This window comes from Pseudomonas sp. N40(2020) (assembly GCF_014472415.1).
In the GTDB taxonomy this organism is placed as follows: domain Bacteria; phylum Pseudomonadota; class Gammaproteobacteria; order Pseudomonadales; family Pseudomonadaceae; genus Aquipseudomonas.
In genome coordinates, this window is sequence record NZ_JACSZV010000005.1 from 55,717 (window position 1) to 76,478 (window position 20,762).

Consider the following 20,762-nt stretch of genomic DNA (forward strand, 5'->3'; position numbering starts at 1 on the left):
CGGGAATCAGATCCCCATGCTGCCCAGTGTATTGATGATGTTGCGCAGCGTGCCAGCAATGGCAGGGTGTTCGACTTCAAAGCGTTCGACGGCCAGGTTCACGCCATCAGCGAGGCTGGCATCCTGGGTCTTGGTTTCGAGTTCAAGCTCCAACTCGATCTGCTGCATCAGCGTATGCAGATCTTCCCGTTCGGCTTCAGTCAGTGGCGGATTCTGTTCCAACTGCTCGCGCAGGGTATCTAGCTGTTTCTGCAATTCTTGAGCGGGCATGGTGTTTTCCTTTTTATCGAGAGGCACTGGCATTGACCGCAGCCGCGCGCCAAAGGTCTATGGCTGACCTTTAGATTAATCCACTCTCGACCACCCTGCATGATCCCGATCAGGGCTTTTCGCCTTTGAGGCGGCGCAGGCTGATGTCCGCCAAGCAGGTTTCGAGCTCGCCCAGATGATCGATCACCGAGTGCACGCCGAGTCCGAACAACTGCACAGTCGCCTTGCCGCGCAGTTGTTCGCGCTCCCTCTGGCTCAGGGCCTGCCATTCGCCCGGCGCGAGGCCGCACAGCGAACCGCAGGAGGCGAGCCCGATTGTCCATAACCCGGCATTCAATCCCGATTGCAGCAATCGTGGTTCACCGCTGACCAGCACGCAGCCGTCGAGACTGGCGACGTTCAAGCTCATCAGCGCTTGCCAGCAGGCGTTGGGAGCAGGCCACGGATGCACTGTTGCAGAATGTTGCGCGGGCTTGATCCACGCCGGCAACGAAGCCGACAGCGGTTGTGCAAGGGCCGGGGGCAACTCATCAAGCCAGGCGCACGGAATCTGCTGGCGCTGCAAACCGAGCAGGCTGTCCAGCGCGCCGAGTGTGGCATCGGCATGTTCGGGCAGGGCGACACAGCCTTGTCGGGCGCGGGCACCGAAATCCACCAGACAGCCGCTGAGGCCGAACAGCACGGCAGTCAGTCCGGGAGCAGCGAGGGGCAAGGTTTCGGCGTGTGACATGGTAACGTCCCTGAAATAACGATCAGGCTAGGGCGTGCCGGTGACAGTTGGATGACAACTGTGTGAAAGGCGACGTAGGAGACGTCTCACAGATGCCTTTATTCGCGGACTGCCCAAAAGACCTTTTACGCTTATACTAGCGCTCTTAACGCCCAGGCCCTCGATGCCCGCGCCAGTACAAATCCAAGGAGTTTTTCTATGCGCTGGAGCCCTCCGCTCGCTCAGCTTTGTGTATATGCCGGCCTGCTGCTGGCGCCGTTGGCTGCTCAGGCCGCCACGGAAGAAGACCCTTGGGAAAGCGTCAACCGTCCGATCTTCCAGTTCAACGACTTCGTTGATACCTACGCGCTCAAGCCGTTGGCACAGGGTTATGAGTTCGTGACACCGCAATTTGTCGAAGACGGCATCCACAACATGTTCCGCAACGTCGGTGATGTCACCAACCTGGCGAACAACATCCTGCAGGCCAAACCGGCTGCGGCTGGCGTCGACACTGCGCGCCTGATCTTCAACACCACGTTCGGCCTGCTTGGCTTCTTCGACGTCGGCACCAAAATGGGCCTGAACCGCAGCGACGAAGATTTCGGCCAGACCCTCGGCTATTGGGGTGTGGGTAGCGGCCCGTACGTGATGCTGCCGTTGATGGGGCCAAGCACTTTGCGAGACGCACCTTCCAAGTACGTCGACGGCTATACCGGTCCTTACCGGTATATCAACGACGTGCCCGTGCGTAACTCGGTGTTCGGCCTGAATATCGTCGACACCCGTGCCAGCCTGTTGTCGAGCGAAAAGCTGATCAGCGGCGACAAGTACACCTTCATCCGCAACGCCTACTTGCAGAACCGCGAGTTCAAAGTGAAAGATGGCCAGGTCGAAGACGACTTTTAATCTCGACCAGTAAGAAGAAGGCGACCCTCGGGTCGCCTTTTTTGTGTGTGCGCTTATTTCATCTGCAGAATCGTCAGGCCGAGCTTTTGGCCGCCGCCATCTTGCGCCCGGACCCAGACTACTTCGGTATCGGCTTCAAGCCCGCTGAGCGCTGCATGCTCGGAATCGATGCGCACGCTCAAACGGTCACCTACCGCGAACTGGCGCGGCGCCTCGACCTGCATGCCACTGCTGGAGAGATCGATACACACCGCTGACACCTGATCCCCTTCATGAATCAACACGACATCGGCATCGACCCGCATGCGGATGAAATCGCGTTTTTCGCTGTAGTCCCGGCCGGTTTGACTCATGGCTTCATCCTTCCATTGGGTTACGGTTTGAGCCGTTCTTATAACTCTCGGTGATTTGACAAGTAAAGTCGTCAAGCGACCATCGGCGCATGCTTGAAACGCCCCGCGGATGGGAGTACCGTCTGCGCCTTAGAAGGGCACCTCTGGTGCAACCGTGTACGGAGCAAACGCTCTAAAGCGGTGCAGCAGAGAGGCTAGAAAGCGAATCCAGTAGTCAGTGCAGGGCCTGTCGCCCCGCCAACTACGCCAACCTAATTCTGGCGCCGTTTGCCCACATGCCAAAAACCAGTGCCACGCTGCTGATAATCGATGATGACGAAGTAGTGCGCGCGAGCCTCGCGGCCTATTTGGAAGACAGTGGTTTCAGCGTCCTGCAGGCCAGCAATGGCCAACAGGGTCTTCAGGTATTCGAGCAAGACAAGCCCGACCTGGTCATCTGCGATCTGCGCATGCCGCAGATGGGCGGTCTCGAACTCATCCGTCAGGTCACCGAGCTGTCGCCGCAAACACCGGTGATCGTAGTGTCGGGTGCCGGCGTGATGAACGACGCGGTCGAGGCGTTGCGCCTGGGCGCGGCGGATTACCTGATCAAGCCTCTCGAAGATCTGGCCGTGCTCGAGCATTCCGTGCGCCGGGCCCTGGATCGTGCGCGCCTGCTGCTGGAAAACCAGCGCTATCGCGAGAAGCTGGAAAAAGCCAACCGCGAACTCGAAGCCAGCCTGAACCTGCTCCAGGAAGACCAGAACGCCGGTCGCCAGGTGCAGATGAACATGCTGCCGGAAAGTCCGTGGAGCATCGACGAGTTCAAGTTTGCGCACCAGATCATCCCGTCGCTGTACCTGTCGGGTGATTTTGTGGACTATTTCCGTGTCGATGAGCGTCGGGTCGCGTTTTACCTGGCGGACGTATCGGGTCATGGCGCCTCTTCAGCCTTCGTCACCGTGCTGCTGAAGTTCATGACCACGCGTTTGTTGTTCGAATCCAAGCGCAACGGCACATTGCCGGAATTCAAGCCTTCGGAAGTCCTTGGTCATATCAACCGGGGACTGATCAGTTGTAAGCTGGGTAAACACGTCACAATGGTCGGTGGAGTCATCGACGAGGAGACCGGTTTGTTGACCTATAGCATTGGCGGCCATCTGCCTTTGCCTGTGTTGTACACGCCTGACAGTGTTCGTTATCTCGAAGGACGCGGTCTGCCGGTGGGCCTCTTCAATGAAGCCACCTACGAAGACCACGTGCTTGAGCTGCCACCGACGTTCAGCCTGACGCTGATGTCTGATGGCATTCTGGATCTTTTGCCAGAACCTACGCTCAAAGAAAAAGAAGCGGCTTTGCCCGAACGGGTGAAGTCAGCGGGCGGCAGCCTGGATGGTCTGCGGCAAGTGTTTGGATTGGCCACGCTAGGGGAGATGCCGGATGATATCGCCCTGTTGGTGTTGAGCAGGAATCTTTAATGAGTACCGGTAGAATCCAGTTCGCCGAGCAGGACGGCACCTTCGTCCTGAAGTTCGTCGGTGAAGTTCGCCTGACCCTGTGTTCGGCGTTGGATGCGACTATTGAGAAAATCTTCACCGCGTTGAATTTCAACGCGATCGTGATCGATTTGACTGAAACCCGCAGCATCGACAGCACCACATTGGGCCTGCTGGCCAAATTGTCGATCCTGTCGCGGCAGAAGGTCGGCCTGCTGCCGACCGTCGTCACCACCCACGATGACATCACCCGTCTGCTGCAATCGATGGGTTTCGAGCAGGTGTTCAACATCGTCAACCACCCAGTGCCATGCCCGGAGTGCCTGGACGACCTGCCGGATCAGGATCAATCGGAAGAGGTTGTGCGGATCAAGGTGCTGGAAGCGCACAAGATCCTCATGGGGTTGAACGATTCCAATCGTGAAGCCTTCCATGATCTGGTGAATGCCCTCGAACGGCACTGATCCTCTGAAGTGATGTTGTCTGGGCCGGCCTCTTCGCGAGCAGGCTCGCTCCCACACTGTTGCGGCGTCGATCACAAATCCCCCTGTGGGAGCGAGCCTGCTCGCGAAAGCGGCCGCAAGATCACCAAGAATTTCCCAGCAGCCACAAAAAAGGGCGAACCCAAACGGGTTCGCCCTTTTTGCATTCCAGCGACTCAGATCACAGCTTGGCTTGCAGCAATGCCTCAAGCTTTTCCTGATCACGGGCAAACTGACGGATGCCTTCAGCCAGTTTCTCGGTGGCCATCGCGTCTTCGTTGGACAACCAGCGGAACTGCGCTGCGTTCAGGCTCAGACGCGCTTCACCGGCATGACCCGGCGCCAGTTTGCGCTCCAGCTTGCCGGTGTCTGCCGCCAGCTTGTCGATCAGATCCGGGCTGATGGTCAGGCGGTCGCAGCCGGCCAGTTGTTCAATCTGGTTCAGGTTACGGAAGCTCGCACCCATCACCACGGTCTTGTAGTCATTGGCCTTGTAGTAGTTGTAGATGCGCGTAACCGACTGCACGCCCGGATCATCGGCACCGGTGTAGTCGTTGCCGTTGGCCTTTTTGTACCAGTCGTAGATGCGGCCCACGAACGGCGAGATCAGGAACACGCCAGCATCGGCGCACGCAGCAGCTTGTGCGAAGGAGAACAGCAGGGTCAGGTTGGTCTGAATGCCTTCCTTCTCCAGCACTTCGGCCGCGCGGATACCTTCCCAGGTCGAGGCGATCTTGATCAGTACGCGGTCGCGGCCAATGCCGGCCTTGTCATACAGCTCGATCAGGCGATGCGCGCGTTTCAGCACGGCGTCTTTATCGAACGACAGGCGCGCATCCACTTCAGTGGAGATACGGCCTGGAATCACTTTGAGGATTTCCTGACCCACCGCGACGCCAAAACGGTCGCTGGCCAGGCCCACATCGCCCTTGCAGTCGCTGACGCAGGCGTTCAGCAGCTCGGCGTAAGCAGGAATGGCCGCTGCCTTGAGCAGAAGGGAAGGGTTGGTGGTGGCGTCGACCGGCTTGACCCGGGCAATCGCTTCGAAGTCGCCGGTGTCGGCAACCACGGTGGTCATTTGTTTGAGTTGTTCCAGCTTGGAAGTCATGTGTGTGCTCTGTCCTGTGGGTTTGACGACATTACCCGAGCGCTGACAGCCACTCAAGGGCGGGTGCGTGTATCGACGGCCCATGCGGCAACAACCTGAAAACGATTGTTTGAAAGGTAGGGCGCGGTATCGATGAATACGATGCCAAAACCGCTCACAGGTTCAACGCAACTGACCTGCGTACAGATCAGTCGCGCATGGCCTACTGCGCGTTCAATTGAGTGGCGGCGGCCATTTTTGCCGGTTTCGGTTGCCCGCCCGAGGTCAGCAGGCCGAAGTTTTTCTCGCGATCGTTACTGCCCGAGTCACTGTTCTTCCATTCGTATATCGATGTCAGCGGGATGTTGAGTCTTTTTACATCGGCGATGAATGCGCTGATTTTGTTGGCTTGTCCGTCATTGCCACCGTTGGAGGTGAGCGCCGAGATGCCCCATTCACTGATGACGCCGGGCAGGTGGAAGTTCTGCTGGATGAAGGTCTGCGCATTGCTGATCTGCGTGGCGGTCATGCCGTAGGGGTGATAGGAGATCGCGTTGAGGCATTTCGGGTATTCACTGACGATGCGGCTCAGCGCCACGGTTGAAGCAGAGCCGGCAGTCGGTGGCCGGGCGAAACCGTAGCCGACCCGTGGCGTCGATTGCGGTTTGTCCTGCAGCGACTTGCACACCGCGCTCATGAACGGCACGAACGTCGTGTCGAAATTGCGAGTCGGCCAATAGGTTTCAAGGTCCGGCTCATTCCAGATTTCAATCGCCGCCAATTGCGCGCTGTAGGTTGTCTCCAGACCGGTCAGCGCGTTGGCAAAGGATTCGCCAGCCGTTGCCAGTTCAGCGCTATTGCCTGACGCCGAGGTCAGCGGCTTGATGGCGCGCACGGTCAGCAAAACTGGCAGGCCAGCGGATTTGGCCGCTGCAAAGGCATCACTGACCTGCTTCTGATAGGCCTTGGCGCTCAGGCTGTCGCTCCACACGCCGAAGCGCACAAAACTGAATCCTGCTTCTTTGATGTGTGCGGCATCTTCGGCGGTGAAGTTCTGGATCTTCACCTGAACACCGATGGTTCTGGCGGGGAGGTTGGGGAACAGTTCACTGGCGTGAACCTGCGTCGCGGCACTGAGCGCCAGTAACACTGAGGCGCTGAGCCGTTTGAGATGGGCTGATTTCATGTCGGTTCTCCCGATGGGAATGACAACGGCGAATAGTTATCTTGTTACATGAATTACGAAACTAACAACGACGCTTAGTGCGCAAATGTTATTTATTGTCAGGAAGTCATTATCCGAAAATCACAGTTATTTTTAGTCCGGTAATTCTGGTTGGGGCGCTTTTGGGCCTGTGGTACTTAATACGCTGTAGTAACAGGGCGAATCTATTTCTGAGTGCATGAAGATCTAGTGGGTTCATTAAAGTTCGCTCTAGATGTTGGCAGTTTGATATTACACAGGAAAGTAAACCTTGTTCAAAAAGATCCTTGTCGTCTGCGTGGGCAATATATGCCGAAGTCCGACAGCAGAACTTCTGCTGCGTAACGCGCTGGCGCCTTCAACGATCTCGGTGACCTCCGCAGGCCTCGCTGCACGTGTCGGCGAAGGCGTTGAAGCCTCGGCGCGGCAGGTGCTGGAGGATCACGGGCACAGTGCCCAGGGGTTTCAGGCGCGGCAACTGACAGCCGACATCGTCAATGAATCAGACCTGATTCTGGTCATGGAAAAACAACACGTAAATCAAGTATTGAAAATTGCCTCTCACGCGAGAGGCAAAGTGTTTTTGCTCGGCAAGTGGCAGAGCGAGCGCGAAATACAAGATCCCTATCGTCAAGGCAAGGCCGCTTTTATTCATGCCCATGCATTGATTGAAGATGCTGTCAGCTCATGGGCACAACGTCTCGCACGTTGATGAATATTCTTCAGATCAGTGAATGGTAAGAACAGACTTATGCAGTTACCGTCAGTAATCGCCAGCCGTGATAACGATCAAGACAGTATTGATCTGCTCGGCATATTCGGCAGTTTGATTGACCAGAAGTGGTTGATCGGCGCGTTCACCGGCGCCTTCATGGCCGCCGGTGTTGCCTATGCAGTGTTGGCCACGCCCGTGTACCTGGCGAACGCGCTGGTGCAGGTCGAACCGAAAAAGAACGACATGCTCGGGTTTTCCGACCTCAACAGCATGCTCGGTGGGCAATCGCCGTCGGTGACCGAAATCGGCATCATCAAGTCCCGCGCAGTGATCGGCAAAACCGTCGATGACCTGCGTCTGGATATCGATGTCACTCCCAACCGGTTCCCGGTTATTGGCGGTTTTCTCGCCCGCCGTTATCGCGGCGAAACCGAGTTAAGCGTCGCGCCGCCGCGTTTCGGCTTCAACAGCTACGCGTGGGGCGGTGAGCGTGTGGACATCGCCCGGCTCAACCTGCCGAAAGAGCTGTTGGGCAAGAAGCTTACGCTGATCGCCGGTGAGCAAAATCACTTTCAGTTGTTCGATGAGAACGACAATTTGCTGGTCGACGGCGTCACCGGCGAAGCCTTCGCTCAAGACGGTATTGAAGGCCTGATCGCGCAGCTTTCGGCCAACCCCGGCACGCGTTTCGAAGTGGTGCGTAATCCACGGATTGTGACCATCCAGAGCTACCAGGATGCGTTGGATATCACTGAACAGGGCAAAGAGTCGGGAATTATTCGTCTGGCGCTGGCCAGCTCCGATGCGCCTGAGGCGGTGAAGATCCTCAACAAGATTGCCGCGCTCTACGTTGAACAGAACGTGCGACGCACCTCGGCTGAAGCGGCGCAAAGCCTGGCTTTTCTGCAAAGCCAGTTACCGCAGGTCAAACGCGATCTGGCCAAGGCCAGCGATGCGCTCAACGCCTACCAGACTCACGGCAAAACCGTGAATATCTCTCTGGAAACCCAATCGGTGCTCGGTCAGTCCGTGGCGCTCGAAACGCGAATTTCCGAGCTGAAAATGCAGCAGGCGGAGATGGATCGCAAGTTCACCAAGCAGCATCCGGCGTATCGCGCGTTGATGAGCCAGATCGGTGAATTGACCCAACTACAGAAGTCACTGGAAGGCAAGGTTCAGGACTTGCCGGCCACGCAACAGGAATTGCTCAACCTGACCCGCGATGTCGAAGTGGCTTCGCAGATCTACACGCAACTGTTGAACAAATCCCAAGAGCTGGACATCGTCCGGGCCGGCGCTGTCGGCAACGTACGTTTGGTGGATGCGGCGGATGTCGACCTGACCAGTCCGGTCAAACCGAAAAAACCTTTGATCGTGCTCATCGCCACGTTCCTCGGCGCCTTCCTCGGCGTGGCGCTGGTGCTGCTGCGCAAATCCCTGAGCCGTGGTCTGGAAGGGCCAGAGGCCATCGAGCAACTCGGCCTGCCGGTCTATGCGTCGATTCCCTATAGCGCACTGCAACAGGAAGAGGACGGGAAAAAAGGTCGCGCTCGCGACGGTGTCGACAAACCGGCGTACCTGTTGGCATTGCGCAACCCGACGGATCTGTCCATCGAATCGATCCGCAGTCTGCGCACCTGTCTGCACTTCGCCGGCCTGGACTCGACCAACAACCGCATCATGATTTCCGGGCCGAGCCCGCAGGTCGGCAAGACCTTCGTGTCCTCCAACCTTGCCGCCGTCATGGCGCAGAGCGGCCAGCGTGTGGTGCTGATCGATGCCGACATGCGCAAAGGGCATCTGCACAAGACCCTGAACGTACCGATCGAAAATGGTCTGTCGGACCTACTGGTCAAACGCTGCAGCGTCGAACAGGCGATCAATAAAATTGAAGGCGCCGACCTGCACTTCATCAGTCGTGGCCAGGTACCGCCCAATCCTTCCGAGCTGTTGATGCACGCCAATTTCCGCGAGCTGCTGGCGCAACTCAGCGACATGTACGACGTAGTGATCATCGATACACCGCCGCTGCTGGCCGTGACCGACGCGGCGATTGTCGGCCGTGATGCGGGCATCAGCCTGATCGTCACGCGCTTCGGGGTGAACCCGGCCAAAGAGATCGAGTTGACCATTCGCCGCTTTGCCCAGAACGGCATCGAGCTCAAAGGCGCGGTATTCAACGGCGTCGAGAAGCGCGCGTCCAGCTATTACGGAAACGGCGGCTACGGCTATTACAACTACGAATACGCGTCCGACAAGTCCTGAGTTTCAGCGGTTGTCCTTACTTTTGAAGTGGGTGAATTGTGAAGAAAATACTGCACGTGGCTGAAACGATAAAAGGTGGCGTCGCGACGGTGATCCGCACGATTTCAACGTCCCCCGAAGACGACGCTGCCAACTATCAGCTGGTCTATCTGGTCCCGCAGGATCAGGAAAAAGAACTGCACGGCATCGCACCGCAGCAGATACGTACTTTCGCCCGTACCGGGCGCAATGTGCCGTCGCTGCTGCGTTTCGCCTGGCGTCTGGCCCAGGTGATGCTCAAGGAGAAACCGGACGTGGTGCATTTGCACAGCACCTTTTCCGGGGTAATCGGTCGTTGCGTGTGTGTGCTGTTGCGACCGTGGCGCAAGCCGAAAATCGTCTACTGCCCACACGCCTTTTCGTTCCTGATGGAAAGCTCGCCGACCAAGCAGAAAGTCTATGCGTGGATCGAGCGCGTGTTGCAGAAGGTCACCGACGTGATCATTTGCGTCAGCCAGTACGAACTGGATAAAGCCGCACGGTTTGGCATTGATCGCAAGCGCATGAAGCTGATCTACAACGGCATTCATCACCGCGACGATGCGGCGAAAACCCACAATCCCGAGCCGATTCACCTGCTGTTTGTCGGCCGTCTCGACTACCAGAAAGGCTTCGACGTGTTGCTCAAGGCTTACGCCAAGGTGCAGCGCAACGATCTGAAACTGACGGTGGTGGGTAGCGCTGTCAACGAGGATGCGGTCGAGTGCCCACCCATGGACTCGGTTGAATACTTGCCGTGGGTTACGCCGAGCGAAGTGCACGCGCTGTATCAAAAAGCCGATGCGCTGATCGTCCCGAGTCGTTGGGAAGGCTTTGCCATGGTGCCGCTGGAAGGCATGGCTATGGGGCTGCCGGTGATTGCCAGCAATTGCACGTCGTTGCCCGAGTTGGTCACCGACGAAGTGTCCGGTTACGTCTTTCCCTCAGGTGACCACCAGGCACTCGCCGACGTGCTTTCGAAAATCCAGAAGCCACGGTTACTCGACCTCGGCAACGAAGGTCGCAGCATCGTCCGCGAGCGTTTCAGCGCTGCGTTGATGATTCGCCAGACCTACGATCTGTATCGCGCTCCCTCTTATTAAGTAGAACTCAAGCTTATGAACGTAACGATTTTGCATGGCTACAGTGCGTCCAACTCCGGTGACGGCCTGCTCGTCGATCTGGCCATTGCCCTGGTGCAGCGCAACTTTGGTGATGACACCGCGATCAGCGTCGTGGCTTCCGATCCCGAGTCCTTCAGCTATTTGCCGCACCCGCGTTTTGACGCGCCGGTGATGGCGGCCAAGGGTTTGGGCCGGGTCAAGCAAGCCGTGTTTCTCAATCAGTCCTACGCGGGGCTTGCCGATCTGTTGAAGAAAACCGATCTGATCGTTGGCGTCGGTGGCGGCTACATGCGCTCGAAAAGCGCTTTTGAACACATCAAACTGAAACTGGGCCACGCCAAGCAACTGGAAACCGCAATCCTCAGCAAAGTGCCTTCGGTGTACCTGCCGCAGAGCATCGGCCCGTTCCACGGCGAGAGCAGCAAGATCGTCGAGCATTACGCCAGCGCCGACGCAGTGTTCGTGCGCGACAATCGCTCTTCGGCGATCTTCGATGCCTGTGAAAACGTCTACCGCGCGCCGGATCTGGCGGTGCAGTCATTGGCGAGCAAAATCCTTCTGCAACCCAAGTTCACCCGCTGCGCCTCATCGCCGGCAACGGTCTGTGTGGTGCTGCGCAAGCCGCCAGAGTGGAGCAAGGAAAAGAAAGTCGCCTACGTGGCCAACCTGAAGTTGCTGCTGCAGCGCCTGAAAAACAAAAGCAAAGTCGTCTGCGCCGTACAAAGCGCTGTGCGTGGCAACGATGACGGTGCGTTCTATCGCGAACTTGGCATCACCGAAGACCTGCTGTCGCTGAAGGCCACCATTGCTAAATATCAACCGGACCTGGTGATCTCCGTGCGCCTGCACGGGGCCATCGAATCGCTGCTCTCCGGCGTGCCGGCGTACCACATCAGCTACGAGCGCAAAGGCTTTGGCGCCTATCAGGACATGGGCGTCGAGGACTGGGTCATCAACGGCGGCGACATCGATGTCGACACCATCATCAACACGGTTTACGCACCGAATGCACTGTCGAATTTCGGCAAGCGCCTGACCGATACCTGCCGCGAGATCGAGGCGAAAACCGTGGCCATGGACGACATCATCAAAGGGATCGTTCGATGATATTTCGGCTACTGCTTCGCGGCGGTGCATTAGGCGCGAAGTTTTTGCTGGTGCTGGCCATCACCCATTTCCTCGGTTATGAGGCCCTGGGTTTTTACGGCGTGGTGGTCGCGGCGTCGTTGATCGCGTCGAAGTTCTACAGCGTCGGTTTCAGTTCCGAGATCAATCGGTTGATCAGTGTTGGCGGCAGTTCGCGCCGGGTAGTCGACAAGGTTTTGCTGCTGTACCTGGCGGTGGGGCTGGTGTTGTCGCTGGTGACCGTGGGGATTTACTCACTGTTCCAGCAGGTTGATGCGCCGATCGCGCTGATCGCTTGTGTGACGCTGGTGTTGCTCACCGAGCACCTGTCGTTCGAAATCCACTCGTTCGTGTTTTCCGCACAGAAAGCCACGGCGGGTGCGTTGCTGTTTTTCATCAAGACCGGCCTGTGGGCGTTGTTGGCCGTGGGCGGGATGATGCTCGGCTGGGTGTCGGGCGTCGCCAGTGTGTTGTGGCTGTGGGTCGCCGCCAACGTGCTGGTGATCATCGCGGGTTACTTGATTGTGGTGAGAGTTCATCACGGGCGAGAAGCCGGGACGCTGGCTACGGGCGCCGTGTGGAAGGCCGGGTTGCCGTTCTATCTCGGCACCGGGTTGATCGCGTTGAGTCAGTACGCCGAGCGCTTTCTGATCATCGACCTTGAACCCTACGCCAGCCTCGGTAAATACGTGTACGCGTGGTCGGCAGCCAACACCTTGCAGGCGTTGTCTTACGCGGTGGTGGCGGTGGTCGGCATTCCGGTGCTGGCCAAGCGTTTTCAGGCGGATCAACAGGCATTCACGGTCAAGCAACTGTTCGTGAACAAATGGGTTGCACGCTCGCTGGTGGTCTCCGCTGCCGTGGCGGTGGCGATTTATCTGTTCTTCAACATCGTGCTCGATTACGTCGCCACCAGCGTGCCGCGTCCGGATAACGCGCTGCTTGCCGTGCTGATTTTCTCCTTCGCCCTGCGTGCGATTGGCGACATCGTCTGGGGCGGGTTGATCGCTTCGAAAAACAGTCGGGTGTCACTCGCCAGTGCGGCGATCTGCTTGCTGGTTTCGGTGCCGGTCAGTTACGTGCTGATCAAGCACTATTCGATCTATGGCGCGGCCTGGGGCAACGTCTTCGCGATCATTGTGCAACTCGGCGTGATTGCTCTGTTGACCCGCGTGACCGGCACGAAAAAGGCTGCCGTGTCATGGGCCTGAAGCTGCCGTGCATCGAGTTTCGTGGCAAGAAACTTGATTCGTACGTCTCGTTCCTGATCCTCTTCACCGGGTTGTTTCTGTCGGTGGCCATGCCACTGCTGATCCCCCGTGATCCCGGCCCGGATGCCATGACGTTGTGGTCGTCCTACGCCCGCGCCGACAACTGCAATTTCTGGAACCCGTTCTCGCCGGATCGCTCGTCCTACGAGTGTTCGGCATTCCTGCTGCGGCCCACCGGGATCAACCTGACCAATGCCTGGGCCTATGGCATGTTCTGCAACTTTTTCCTCACGGCGATTCCGGTTGTGGTGTTCCGGCGCATGCCGCTGGCGATTTTCGGCACCCTGTGTCTGTGGGGCATCGTGCGCTCGTTTTTCCTGGAAAACCTGACCAAGGAAATCATCGTGTCGGTGGCGGTGCTGAGCATTTTGCTCAGCTCGTTGACGCGCAAATATCGTGGCGGTTTTTTTCTCTCGGCGGTGATCTACGGCGTGCTGATCCGGCCTTACTGGATTCTGTTTTCGCTGTCGTGGGTCGGCGTCTGCGTGATGAAGAAGTACGTGTCGCGTTTCACCTTTTTCCTGATGCTGTTCCTGTTCTACCTGGCGGTGGCCATGGCGATCCAGGTGGCGCTCGGGTTTCCGGTGTCGTCGATTCGCGCCAGCAACAACGAGCTGCGCACGGCGGGGGAGGAGGGCTCGAAGTCGTTGATCGTGTCCTGGCTCAGCGGCAGTGACTTCGTCTCGCAAGCGCTGGACTCGATGATCATCTTCTTCCGGCTGTCGTTCCCGGTGGAGCTGATTCTGCTATCGGGGCCGGGCCAGGTGATCTTTGTGGCGTTGATGATCATGACCGCGCTGCTGCTGTTCAAAGTCATCACCTCGACCGATTACAAAGGCGCGCCGATCCAGACCAAACCCAAGGAACTGATCGCGATTCCGCTGGCGTTTTTGCTGGTGCAAGGCTTGTTCGAGCCGGACTTCGGCTCTTTCGCCCGGCACTTCTCGATGGTGGTGCCGGTGCTGTTTGTCGGCTTGGGATTGATGCTGCGCGCGAACAAACCGGTGCAGGTTGAATCAAGAATTCTGAATTGAGGCAGGTGCTTTATGTCGAGCAAGAAAAAGTCCCTGGAGATCGAAACCCTGCGTGGCCTGGCGTGCCTGCTGCTGGTGCTCTATCACGTCATCGGCCCGTTGGGCGGTGGTTTGAAGATTGATCTGGGCTCGCCGTTCCGGGTGCTCGCCGACTCGATGGTGTACGTACGCATGCCGCTGTTCACCTTCATTTCCGGCTACATCTATTCCATCTACAAAATCCGCGGCAATGACTTTTCGACGTTCTTTTCCGGCAAGGTGCGGCGGTTGATCGTGCCGTTGTTTTGCGTGGGCGTGCCGTTCTCGGTGTTGCAAGCGGTAGGGCCGGGGGTGAACAAGGATGTCGGTGTGATGGACGCGTTGTTGTCGTTCTGGGTGCCGATCAATCACTTCTGGTTCTTGCAGGCGGTGTTCATCATTTTCATGTTCGTCGGCCTGTTGGAGTGGCGTGGCCTGTTGCGTTCGGCGACCCGCTTGTATCTGCTGTTTGCCTTTGCGGCCGTGGTATTTCTGCTGCCGCCGTTCACGTTCGACGCGTTCGGCATCAACGGCGCAATCTATCTGCTGCCGTTTTTCGTGGCGGGGATGATTGGCCAGGAAAACGTCAGCCAGTTGAAGCAGACGTTTAAGGTGATCGGCCCGTTGGTGTTTGTGTTGATCTCGCTGACGCTGTTGTATGTGGCGGCGGTGGATCGCGAGTTGATTGTTGATCGCCGTAGTCTGATCGGTCTGACCGTGGGCTGCGTGTCCTGCTTCGCGCTGCTGTCCAGTGACATGCGCTCGAAGTGGCTGACCTGGCTGGGCGGTTATTCCTATGCGATTTTCCTGTTCCATGTCTTGTTCGCGGCCACCTCGCGGTTTGTACTGGGGCGCCTGGGCGTGAAGGATGAGAGCCTGCTGGTATTCGGTGGTGTGGCGTGCGGTTTGCTCGGGCCGGTGGTGTTGTCGATGATTTTCAGTCGGTTCAATTTCACTTCCGTGCTGTTTTTGGGTGAGCGTGCGGCGAGTAAAAAACCGCCGGCGACCATCACTCCGGTGGTGCAGGCCTGAGAATGCTAAAAGCTTCGCGAGCAGGCTCGCTCCCACACTGGATCTGTGTCTACACACGATCACTGTGGGAGCGAGCCTGCTCGCGAAGGGGCCACTACGGACTAAAGGAAATTTTGCATGTTGGTAGTTGATGACACCCGGCCAGTTGCGGCCGCGATGGTTGAGGTGGGCGATGCGCGCGAGCGCTTTGCCCAGTGGCGAGAAGGCAAGGCCGGCAAGGTGCTGGCGGTCTCGGTGATCGGCGACAGCTACAGCGCCGGGCAGGATTTCTATCTGAACAAACTGGTGCAGCGTGTGGCCGGCGAGGTGGGTTTTGCCGGCCCCGGTTACGTCGGCTTCAACCATGGCGCGGCACTGGGCGGCACCCATTTCAAATACACCCGCAGCAGCGAAAAGTACTTTGGTGGTGGCTGGGATGTGTCCAGCCTCGGCCAGGCCAGCCCCGACAGCCGCACGGTGACGGGGCGTCCCGGCGCCTGGTTGCAGATCGATGCCAACCCGACACCCAGGATCAGCACGGCGGTCACTCAGGCGAAATTGCTCTATCTAGGCAATGGCGAGTCCAGTGAGCTGCGCTATCGCTGGACGCCATCGGAAGACTGGAAGCCGTTGACGCTGGCCGGTTCCGGTGTTCAGGAAGTGCCATTGCCGGGCACGCCGACAGCGGCGGACTGGGCGTTCAAACTGGAAGTGGTGAAAGGCGCACCGACGCTGTTCGGCCTTTGGATGAGCAATGATCAGAACGGTGTGCGGGTGTCGAAACTCGCGGCGTCTGGCGCGGCATCTGCTGACTTCTATCACAAGGATCCGCACTGGCAGACGCAGTGGAAAGCCGCCGTGTCGAAGATTCCCGCCGATGTTTACCTGATCATGCTCGGTGGCAACGATCAGGGTTTCGGGGTGAAGCCCGAGGCGTATCTGCAGAACGTTCAGGGGCTGGTGGGGATGATCCGCGAGATCCAGCCGAAGGCGAGCATCAACCTGATCATGCGGCAGGACACCACGCGTTCCAGTGCGTATCCGATGTCGGCGTATGCGCAGGTTCTGCAACCTTGGGCGCATGAGCAGCATCTGGGTTACGCCAACCTGCAATGCGCCTTTGGCCCCGACGTCAAACGCTATGCTGCCGCGATGATTGGTCCGGATAAGATTCATCCAGTGCCGGCCACGGGCGGAAAGGTGATTGCCGATTATTTCTATGGCTGGATCGTGGGTGGCCACACAGGCAATTGCAGCGAAATACCTACCCGTTGATCGTTCCCACGCTCTGCGTGGGAACGATCAGGCCGCGTCAACTATTCGAAGGCCTCGACCTGATCGAGCAATTCCGTGAGCTTCTGCGGCATCAGGCGCGTATCACAACGGGTTTCCACGTTGATGATGATCGCCGGGTCGTTACAGCAAATGCGCACGCGAAAGCGCCAGTCGCTGAAAATCACTTTCAGGCCATCGCGGTCGTCGATTTCCAGCGCCTGTTCGCCGTAAAGCTTTTTCAGATGGGCGAGCAGGGGATAGGGGTCGGCCATCGTCCGGCGAATATCGCCGGACGAAGGAAACATGCCGATGCGCTCCACCAACAGGATGGTGCCCAGCCAGGACTCGTTGGCGCTGGGCAACGGCTGGTGGCGTGACAACCAACTCACCACCCCGAGGTTGCCCACCTCGCGTTCAATCTCTACGGAATGTTGTGCAATGTTCATGGTGACCTGCCTGAAGTGAAGAGTGGGCGTCGAGTGTCGGGGCCGTCTCAGCGGCCCTTGAGGTACACGTTTTCGTAGCAGAAGTTGGTCGCTTGCAGATAACCCTCGGCATCGCCGCAGTCGAAGCGCAGGCCCTTGAACTTGTAGGCCAGCACGCAACCGTTCTGCGCCTGTTTCATCAGCGCGTCGGTGATCTGGATTTCGCCGCCCTTGCCCGGCTGGGTATCGGCGATCAGGTCGAAAATGTCCGGAGTCAGGATGTAGCGGCCGATGATCGCCAGGTTCGACGGGGCGTCCTGTGGCGCCGGTTTTTCCACCATGTTGTTGACCCGGTAGATGCCGTCGGAAATCAGCTCGCCAGCGATCACACCGTACTTGTGCGTTTGATCAGCCGGGACTTCCTGGATGGCGACGATCGAGCAGCGGAATTTCTTGTACAGCTGGATCATCTGCGCGAGGACGCCGTCGCCTTCCAGGTTCAGGCACAGGTCGTCGGCCAGTACTACGGCGAAGGGTTCGTCGCCGATCAACGGGCGACCGCTGAGAATGGCGTGGCCCAAGCCTTTCATTTCTACCTGACGGGTGTAGGAGAACGTGCAGGTGTCGATCAGCTCACGGGTGCCGGCGAGAAACTTCTCTTTCTCGGTGCCGCGAATCTGGTGTTCCAGTTCATAGCTGATGTCGAAATGGTCTTCCAGCGCACGCTTGCCCCGGCCTGTGACGATTGCCATGTGTTGCAGGCCGGCGTCCCGAGCTTCTTCAACGGCGTACTCGATCAACGGTTTGTTGACGATCGGCAGCATCTCTTTCGGCATTGCTTTGGTGGCCGGCAAGAAACGCGTGCCGTAACCGGCAGCGGGGAACAAACATTTACGAATCATAAAAGTATCCTGGACAGTCATGGAACACAGCCAACGGGTGCATGCACTAACGAAGGAGTGCAAGTTTCAATAGTTATTGAACGAATGCTTTAATACCTGAGTCAGGTTGTTAATGGCAAATAGCGGAGGCGGTAAAACACGACAATGTTATGCGATGTCGGTTAGAGCGTTATTAGTTATTTTTAGTCGGCATCTGTTGATAGTGATGAGTGCACTTGCAGTGCTAATAAGTACCGGGCAATACAGTGTGACCTGCAAAAATAAATATTGCCAGTCATTGAACTAGTTTTGTTTTCGGTTGTTGTCGCCTTGTTTGTGTGGATTGCGACACATCTCCACAACAAGAGGCTTGACACGCTACTTGGCACTTATCCAATTACGGACCCGCGCTATGAAGATTCTGGTAACCGGTGGCGCCGGCTATATCGGCTCGCACACCACACTTGCTTTGCTTGAAGCAGATTATGAAGTTGTCGTGCTGGATAATCTCTGCAACAGCAGCGACGCGGCATTGCATGCGGTGGAAGCCATCTGTGGCAAGAGTGCGCTGATGATTCGCGGTGATGTCTGCGACCGGGCGCTGCTCGACCGGATTTTCCAGGAGCATGCCATTGGAGCGGTGCTGCATTTCGCCGGGCTCAAAGCCGTCGGCGAGAGTGTGCGCAAGCCGCTGGCCTACTACGAAACCAACGTCAGCGGCAGCATCACGCTGTGTCAGGCGATGGCAGCGGCGGGGGTGTTCCGGCTGGTGTTCAGCTCCTCGGCGACGGTGTATGGCGAGCCTGAGCAAATGCCGATCCGCGAGGATTTCCCGACCGGCAATCCGACCAACCCCTACGGCCAATCCAAACTGATTGTCGAAAACGTCCTGCGCGACCTGAGCCAGTCGGAGCCGCGCTGGAGCATCGCCTTGCTGCGGTACTTCAACCCGATCGGCGCGCATCACAGCGGTCAGATGGGCGAAGACCCGAACGGCATCCCCAATAATCTGGTGCCTTATATCAGCCAGGTCGCGGTGGGCAGCCTGCAAGAACTGTCGATCTTCGGCAACGATTACCCGACCGTCGACGGCACCGGCGTGCGTGACTACATCCACGTTGTGGATCTGGCGGACGGCCACCTCAAGGCTTTGCAGTCGATCACTGACCGCACCGGCATTCACACCTGGAACCTCGGCACCGGCGATGGCTACAGCGTATTGCAGGTGTTGCGCGCCTTCGAGCAGGCCTGCGGGCAGCCCGTGCCGTATCGAATGATGCCGCGTCGTTCGGGGGATATTGCCGAGAGTTGGGCTGACGCTTCCAAAGCAGAGCAAGAGTTGGGCTGGAAAGCCACGCGTAGTTTGCAGGACATGGTCACCGATACTTGGCGCTGGCAATCGAACCATCCCAAGGGTTATCTCGGCTGATGTCGTTTTGATGCGAAATGTTAGTTTCGGTCAGGTGTTAGATATCGTCGGGAAAATACGCTGGAAATGCCTTTTGCAAGTCCGTAGATATAAACCTGCCGTTCGACTTTTATCAGTTGGGTAAGACTGTGAAAGAACAACGGATCTTGTTCGCATTTTTCGCGGACTTGAACTCTACCACCTCTAACACCAATCAGTTTTTAACAGATTGAATGTTAGAAAGGAGTTGATATGAAAAAAGTGATGGCAGTTGCCCTGTTGACGATGTTGAGCAACTGGGCTGCCGCAGCTGAAGCACCGCTGACGGCGGTGACCAATGTAGGTGGCAGTGTGGCGGCTTCTCAAGCGCCTGCAGCCAGTACTGCAATGGTTGCCAGTGCAGTAGCGGCGTCCAACAGCGGTGGCAGTGCCAACGGCGGTACCACCGGCACCACAGGTACCACCGGTACAACCGGCACGCATAACTAACAGAAGTTTTGTTAGTGCAGTACAGGGTCGCCCGACGCAAGTCGGGTGACTTCTTTTTAGATTCGCCCTTGAATAGCGTAGTGCCATTATGACTCGTAGTTTTTCTCTTTTGATGTTGGCAAGTTTCGCTTTACAAGGTTGCATGTTTTCCCCGGGCCAATACCTGAGTACCAGTGACATCACCCGCCAAGGGGCCAGTGAAAGCAGCCGGGTCGAGCTGATCCCGATCACCCCCAAGCTGATTTCCACCACCCGCGCCACGCACAAGCGTGAGTCGCTGCCGGCGGAGCTGTTGGCGACCCCGGCCGAGTACCGCATCGGTAACAACGATGTCTTGTACATCACGGTCTGGGATCACCCTGAGCTGACAGCCCCGTCCGGCGCGCAACAACAGATCGATGCCAACGGCCGACTGGTGCGCTCCGACGGCACGCTGTATTACCCGTTCATCAAGGAAGTCCAGGCCGCCGGCCGGACCATCCAGCAATTGCGCGCGGACATTGAACAACGGCTGTCGGCGTTCATCGCCGAACCGCAGGTGGATGTCGCGGTGCTGCGTTTCGCCAGTCAGAAAGTCGTGGTCACCGGCGCGGTGGCCAAGGGCGGCCCGCAAGCGATTTCGACCAATCCGCTGAGCGTGGTCGAAGCCCTCGGTTCCGCCGGTATCGATACCAACAATGCTGACTTGTCGGGCCTGACGCTGACGCGCAACGGCCGGGTTTATCCGCTGAATCTCGACTCGCTCAATCAGCAGGATTCCGAGCTGCAGGGCGTCTACCTCAAGGGGGGCGACCAGTTGTATCTGCCGTACAACGACAACAAGCGCATTTACGTCATGGGCGAGGTCAACCAGCCGCGCGCATTGAGCTTCAAGACCGCCACCATGAACCTGTCGGATGTGCTCGGCTCGGTCGGCGGCTTGAGCCAGACCACCTCCAACGGCAACGCGGTGTACGTCATCCGTGGCGTGGAAAACCTCGACGTCGAGCCGGCGAAGATCTACCAGTTGAACGCTGAATCGCCGACCGCCATGGCGCTCGCCACGCACTTCGAAGTCCGTCCCCAGGACGTGGTCTACGTCGGGCCTGCCAACGTGACGCGCTGGAACCGCTTCATCAGCCAATTGGTGCCGTCGGCGTCGATTGTCGGGACCGGGGCTTCCGCTGCGAAGAACTGGAGCGAATACAGTAACAACAGCAAATAAGGCCGCCGAC

The 20,762-nt window shown here is 57.8% G+C and carries 21 protein-coding genes; 14 read left to right on the plus strand and 7 right to left on the minus strand.

Features of this window, described 5'->3' with window-relative positions; all coding sequences use genetic code 11:
* Positions 1-6: 6 nt before the first annotated feature.
* Positions 7-270, minus strand: a complete 264-nt coding sequence (locus IAI51_RS05405) for a DUF4404 family protein (protein WP_187677540.1) — start codon at positions 268-270, stop codon at positions 7-9.
* A gap of 109 nt (positions 271-379) precedes the next feature.
* A complete protein-coding gene (locus tag IAI51_RS05410; RefSeq protein WP_187677541.1) occupies positions 380-1,000 on the minus strand; it encodes an HAD family phosphatase in 621 nt (206 codons plus the stop codon).
* Between the two features lie 198 nt (positions 1,001-1,198).
* On the opposite strand from IAI51_RS05410, the gene IAI51_RS05415 reads away from it, so the two are divergent.
* Positions 1,199-1,888, plus strand: a complete 690-nt coding sequence (locus IAI51_RS05415; RefSeq protein ID WP_187677542.1) for a VacJ family lipoprotein — start codon at positions 1,199-1,201, stop codon at positions 1,886-1,888.
* Positions 1,889-1,941: 53 nt separating this feature from the next.
* Here IAI51_RS05415 and IAI51_RS05420 read toward each other — a convergent pair whose 3' ends face one another.
* Positions 1,942-2,241, minus strand: a complete 300-nt coding sequence (locus IAI51_RS05420) for a PilZ domain-containing protein (RefSeq protein ID WP_187677543.1) — start codon at positions 2,239-2,241, stop codon at positions 1,942-1,944.
* Positions 2,242-2,516: 275 nt separating this feature from the next.
* Here IAI51_RS05420 and rssB point away from each other — a divergent pair, with 275 nt between their 5' ends.
* Together rssB and rssC are read left to right on the plus strand one after the other, a co-directional pair.
* A complete protein-coding gene (gene rssB / locus IAI51_RS05425; RefSeq protein ID WP_150604487.1) occupies positions 2,517-3,698 on the plus strand; it encodes a two-component system response regulator RssB in 1,182 nt (393 codons plus the stop codon).
* Positions 3,698-4,180 carry an anti-sigma factor antagonist RssC gene (gene rssC / locus IAI51_RS05430; protein ID WP_042560140.1) on the plus strand — a complete coding sequence of 161 codons (483 nt, stop codon included), beginning with the start codon at positions 3,698-3,700 and terminating at the stop codon, positions 4,178-4,180. The genes rssB and rssC overlap by 1 nt, the downstream gene beginning before the upstream one ends.
* Before the next feature lie 199 nt (positions 4,181-4,379).
* On the opposite strand, the gene tal is transcribed toward rssC, so the two are convergent.
* Together tal and IAI51_RS05440 are read right to left on the minus strand one after the other, a co-directional pair.
* A complete protein-coding gene (gene tal, locus IAI51_RS05435) occupies positions 4,380-5,306 on the minus strand; it encodes a transaldolase (RefSeq protein ID WP_187677544.1) in 927 nt (308 codons plus the stop codon).
* 202 nt (positions 5,307-5,508) lie between these two features.
* A complete protein-coding gene (locus IAI51_RS05440) occupies positions 5,509-6,471 on the minus strand; it encodes a glycosyl hydrolase family 5 (RefSeq protein ID WP_187677545.1) in 963 nt (320 codons plus the stop codon).
* 289 nt (positions 6,472-6,760) lie between these two features.
* On the opposite strand from IAI51_RS05440, the gene IAI51_RS05445 reads away from it, so the two are divergent.
* The 8 genes from IAI51_RS05445 (at position 6,761) to IAI51_RS05480 (ending at position 16,345) form a co-directional block, all read left to right on the plus strand.
* Positions 6,761-7,201: a low molecular weight protein-tyrosine-phosphatase gene (locus IAI51_RS05445; protein WP_187677546.1), complete on the plus strand. Its 441-nt coding sequence runs from the start codon at positions 6,761-6,763 to the stop codon at positions 7,199-7,201.
* Positions 7,202-7,240: 39 nt separating this feature from the next.
* Positions 7,241-9,469, plus strand: coding sequence for a polysaccharide biosynthesis tyrosine autokinase (locus tag IAI51_RS05450; RefSeq protein ID WP_187677547.1), 2,229 nt, complete (start codon positions 7,241-7,243; stop codon positions 9,467-9,469).
* 38 nt (positions 9,470-9,507) lie between these two features.
* On the plus strand, positions 9,508-10,590 hold the full coding sequence (locus IAI51_RS05455) for a glycosyltransferase (RefSeq protein WP_187677548.1): 1,083 nt from the start codon (positions 9,508-9,510) through the stop codon (positions 10,588-10,590).
* A gap of 15 nt (positions 10,591-10,605) precedes the next feature.
* Positions 10,606-11,718 carry a polysaccharide pyruvyl transferase family protein gene (locus IAI51_RS05460; RefSeq protein WP_187677549.1) on the plus strand — a complete coding sequence of 371 codons (1,113 nt, stop codon included), beginning with the start codon at positions 10,606-10,608 and terminating at the stop codon, positions 11,716-11,718.
* Positions 11,715-12,947: a polysaccharide biosynthesis C-terminal domain-containing protein gene (locus IAI51_RS05465; protein ID WP_187677550.1), complete on the plus strand. Its 1,233-nt coding sequence runs from the start codon at positions 11,715-11,717 to the stop codon at positions 12,945-12,947. The genes IAI51_RS05460 and IAI51_RS05465 overlap by 4 nt, the downstream gene beginning before the upstream one ends.
* The gene (locus IAI51_RS05470; RefSeq protein ID WP_187677551.1) at positions 12,938-14,041 is read left to right on the plus strand and encodes a hypothetical protein; all 1,104 of its coding nucleotides are present in this window, start codon (positions 12,938-12,940) and stop codon (positions 14,039-14,041) included. Before IAI51_RS05465 ends, IAI51_RS05470 begins: the two co-directional genes overlap by 10 nt.
* 12 nt (positions 14,042-14,053) lie before the next feature.
* Positions 14,054-15,091: an acyltransferase family protein gene (locus IAI51_RS05475; protein WP_187677552.1), complete on the plus strand. Its 1,038-nt coding sequence runs from the start codon at positions 14,054-14,056 to the stop codon at positions 15,089-15,091.
* A 117-nt stretch (positions 15,092-15,208) separates the two neighbouring features.
* Positions 15,209-16,345: an SGNH/GDSL hydrolase family protein gene (locus tag IAI51_RS05480; RefSeq protein WP_187677553.1), complete on the plus strand. Its 1,137-nt coding sequence runs from the start codon at positions 15,209-15,211 to the stop codon at positions 16,343-16,345.
* Between the two features lie 41 nt (positions 16,346-16,386).
* Here the strand turns inward: IAI51_RS05480 and IAI51_RS05485 are convergent, their stop codons facing one another.
* The gene (locus IAI51_RS05485) at positions 16,387-16,791 is read right to left on the minus strand and encodes a mannose-1-phosphate guanylyltransferase (RefSeq protein WP_187677554.1); all 405 of its coding nucleotides are present in this window, start codon (positions 16,789-16,791) and stop codon (positions 16,387-16,389) included.
* 47 nt (positions 16,792-16,838) lie between these two features.
* Positions 16,839-17,672 carry a UTP--glucose-1-phosphate uridylyltransferase GalU gene (gene galU / locus IAI51_RS05490; RefSeq protein WP_187677555.1) on the minus strand — a complete coding sequence of 278 codons (834 nt, stop codon included), beginning with the start codon at positions 17,670-17,672 and terminating at the stop codon, positions 16,839-16,841.
* A 391-nt stretch (positions 17,673-18,063) separates the two neighbouring features.
* Between galU and galE the strand changes: the two genes are divergently transcribed.
* The 3 genes from galE (at position 18,064) to IAI51_RS05505 (ending at position 20,752) form a co-directional block, all read left to right on the plus strand.
* Entirely contained in the window at positions 18,064-19,080 is a 1,017-nt protein-coding gene (gene galE, locus IAI51_RS05495) for a UDP-glucose 4-epimerase GalE (RefSeq protein WP_187677556.1), read from the plus strand.
* A gap of 231 nt (positions 19,081-19,311) precedes the next feature.
* The gene (locus IAI51_RS05500) at positions 19,312-19,548 is read left to right on the plus strand and encodes a hypothetical protein (protein ID WP_016775457.1); all 237 of its coding nucleotides are present in this window, start codon (positions 19,312-19,314) and stop codon (positions 19,546-19,548) included.
* A gap of 142 nt (positions 19,549-19,690) precedes the next feature.
* The gene (locus IAI51_RS05505; protein ID WP_262410293.1) at positions 19,691-20,752 is read left to right on the plus strand and encodes a polysaccharide biosynthesis/export family protein; all 1,062 of its coding nucleotides are present in this window, start codon (positions 19,691-19,693) and stop codon (positions 20,750-20,752) included.
* The last annotated feature ends 10 nt before the right edge of the window (positions 20,753-20,762 follow it).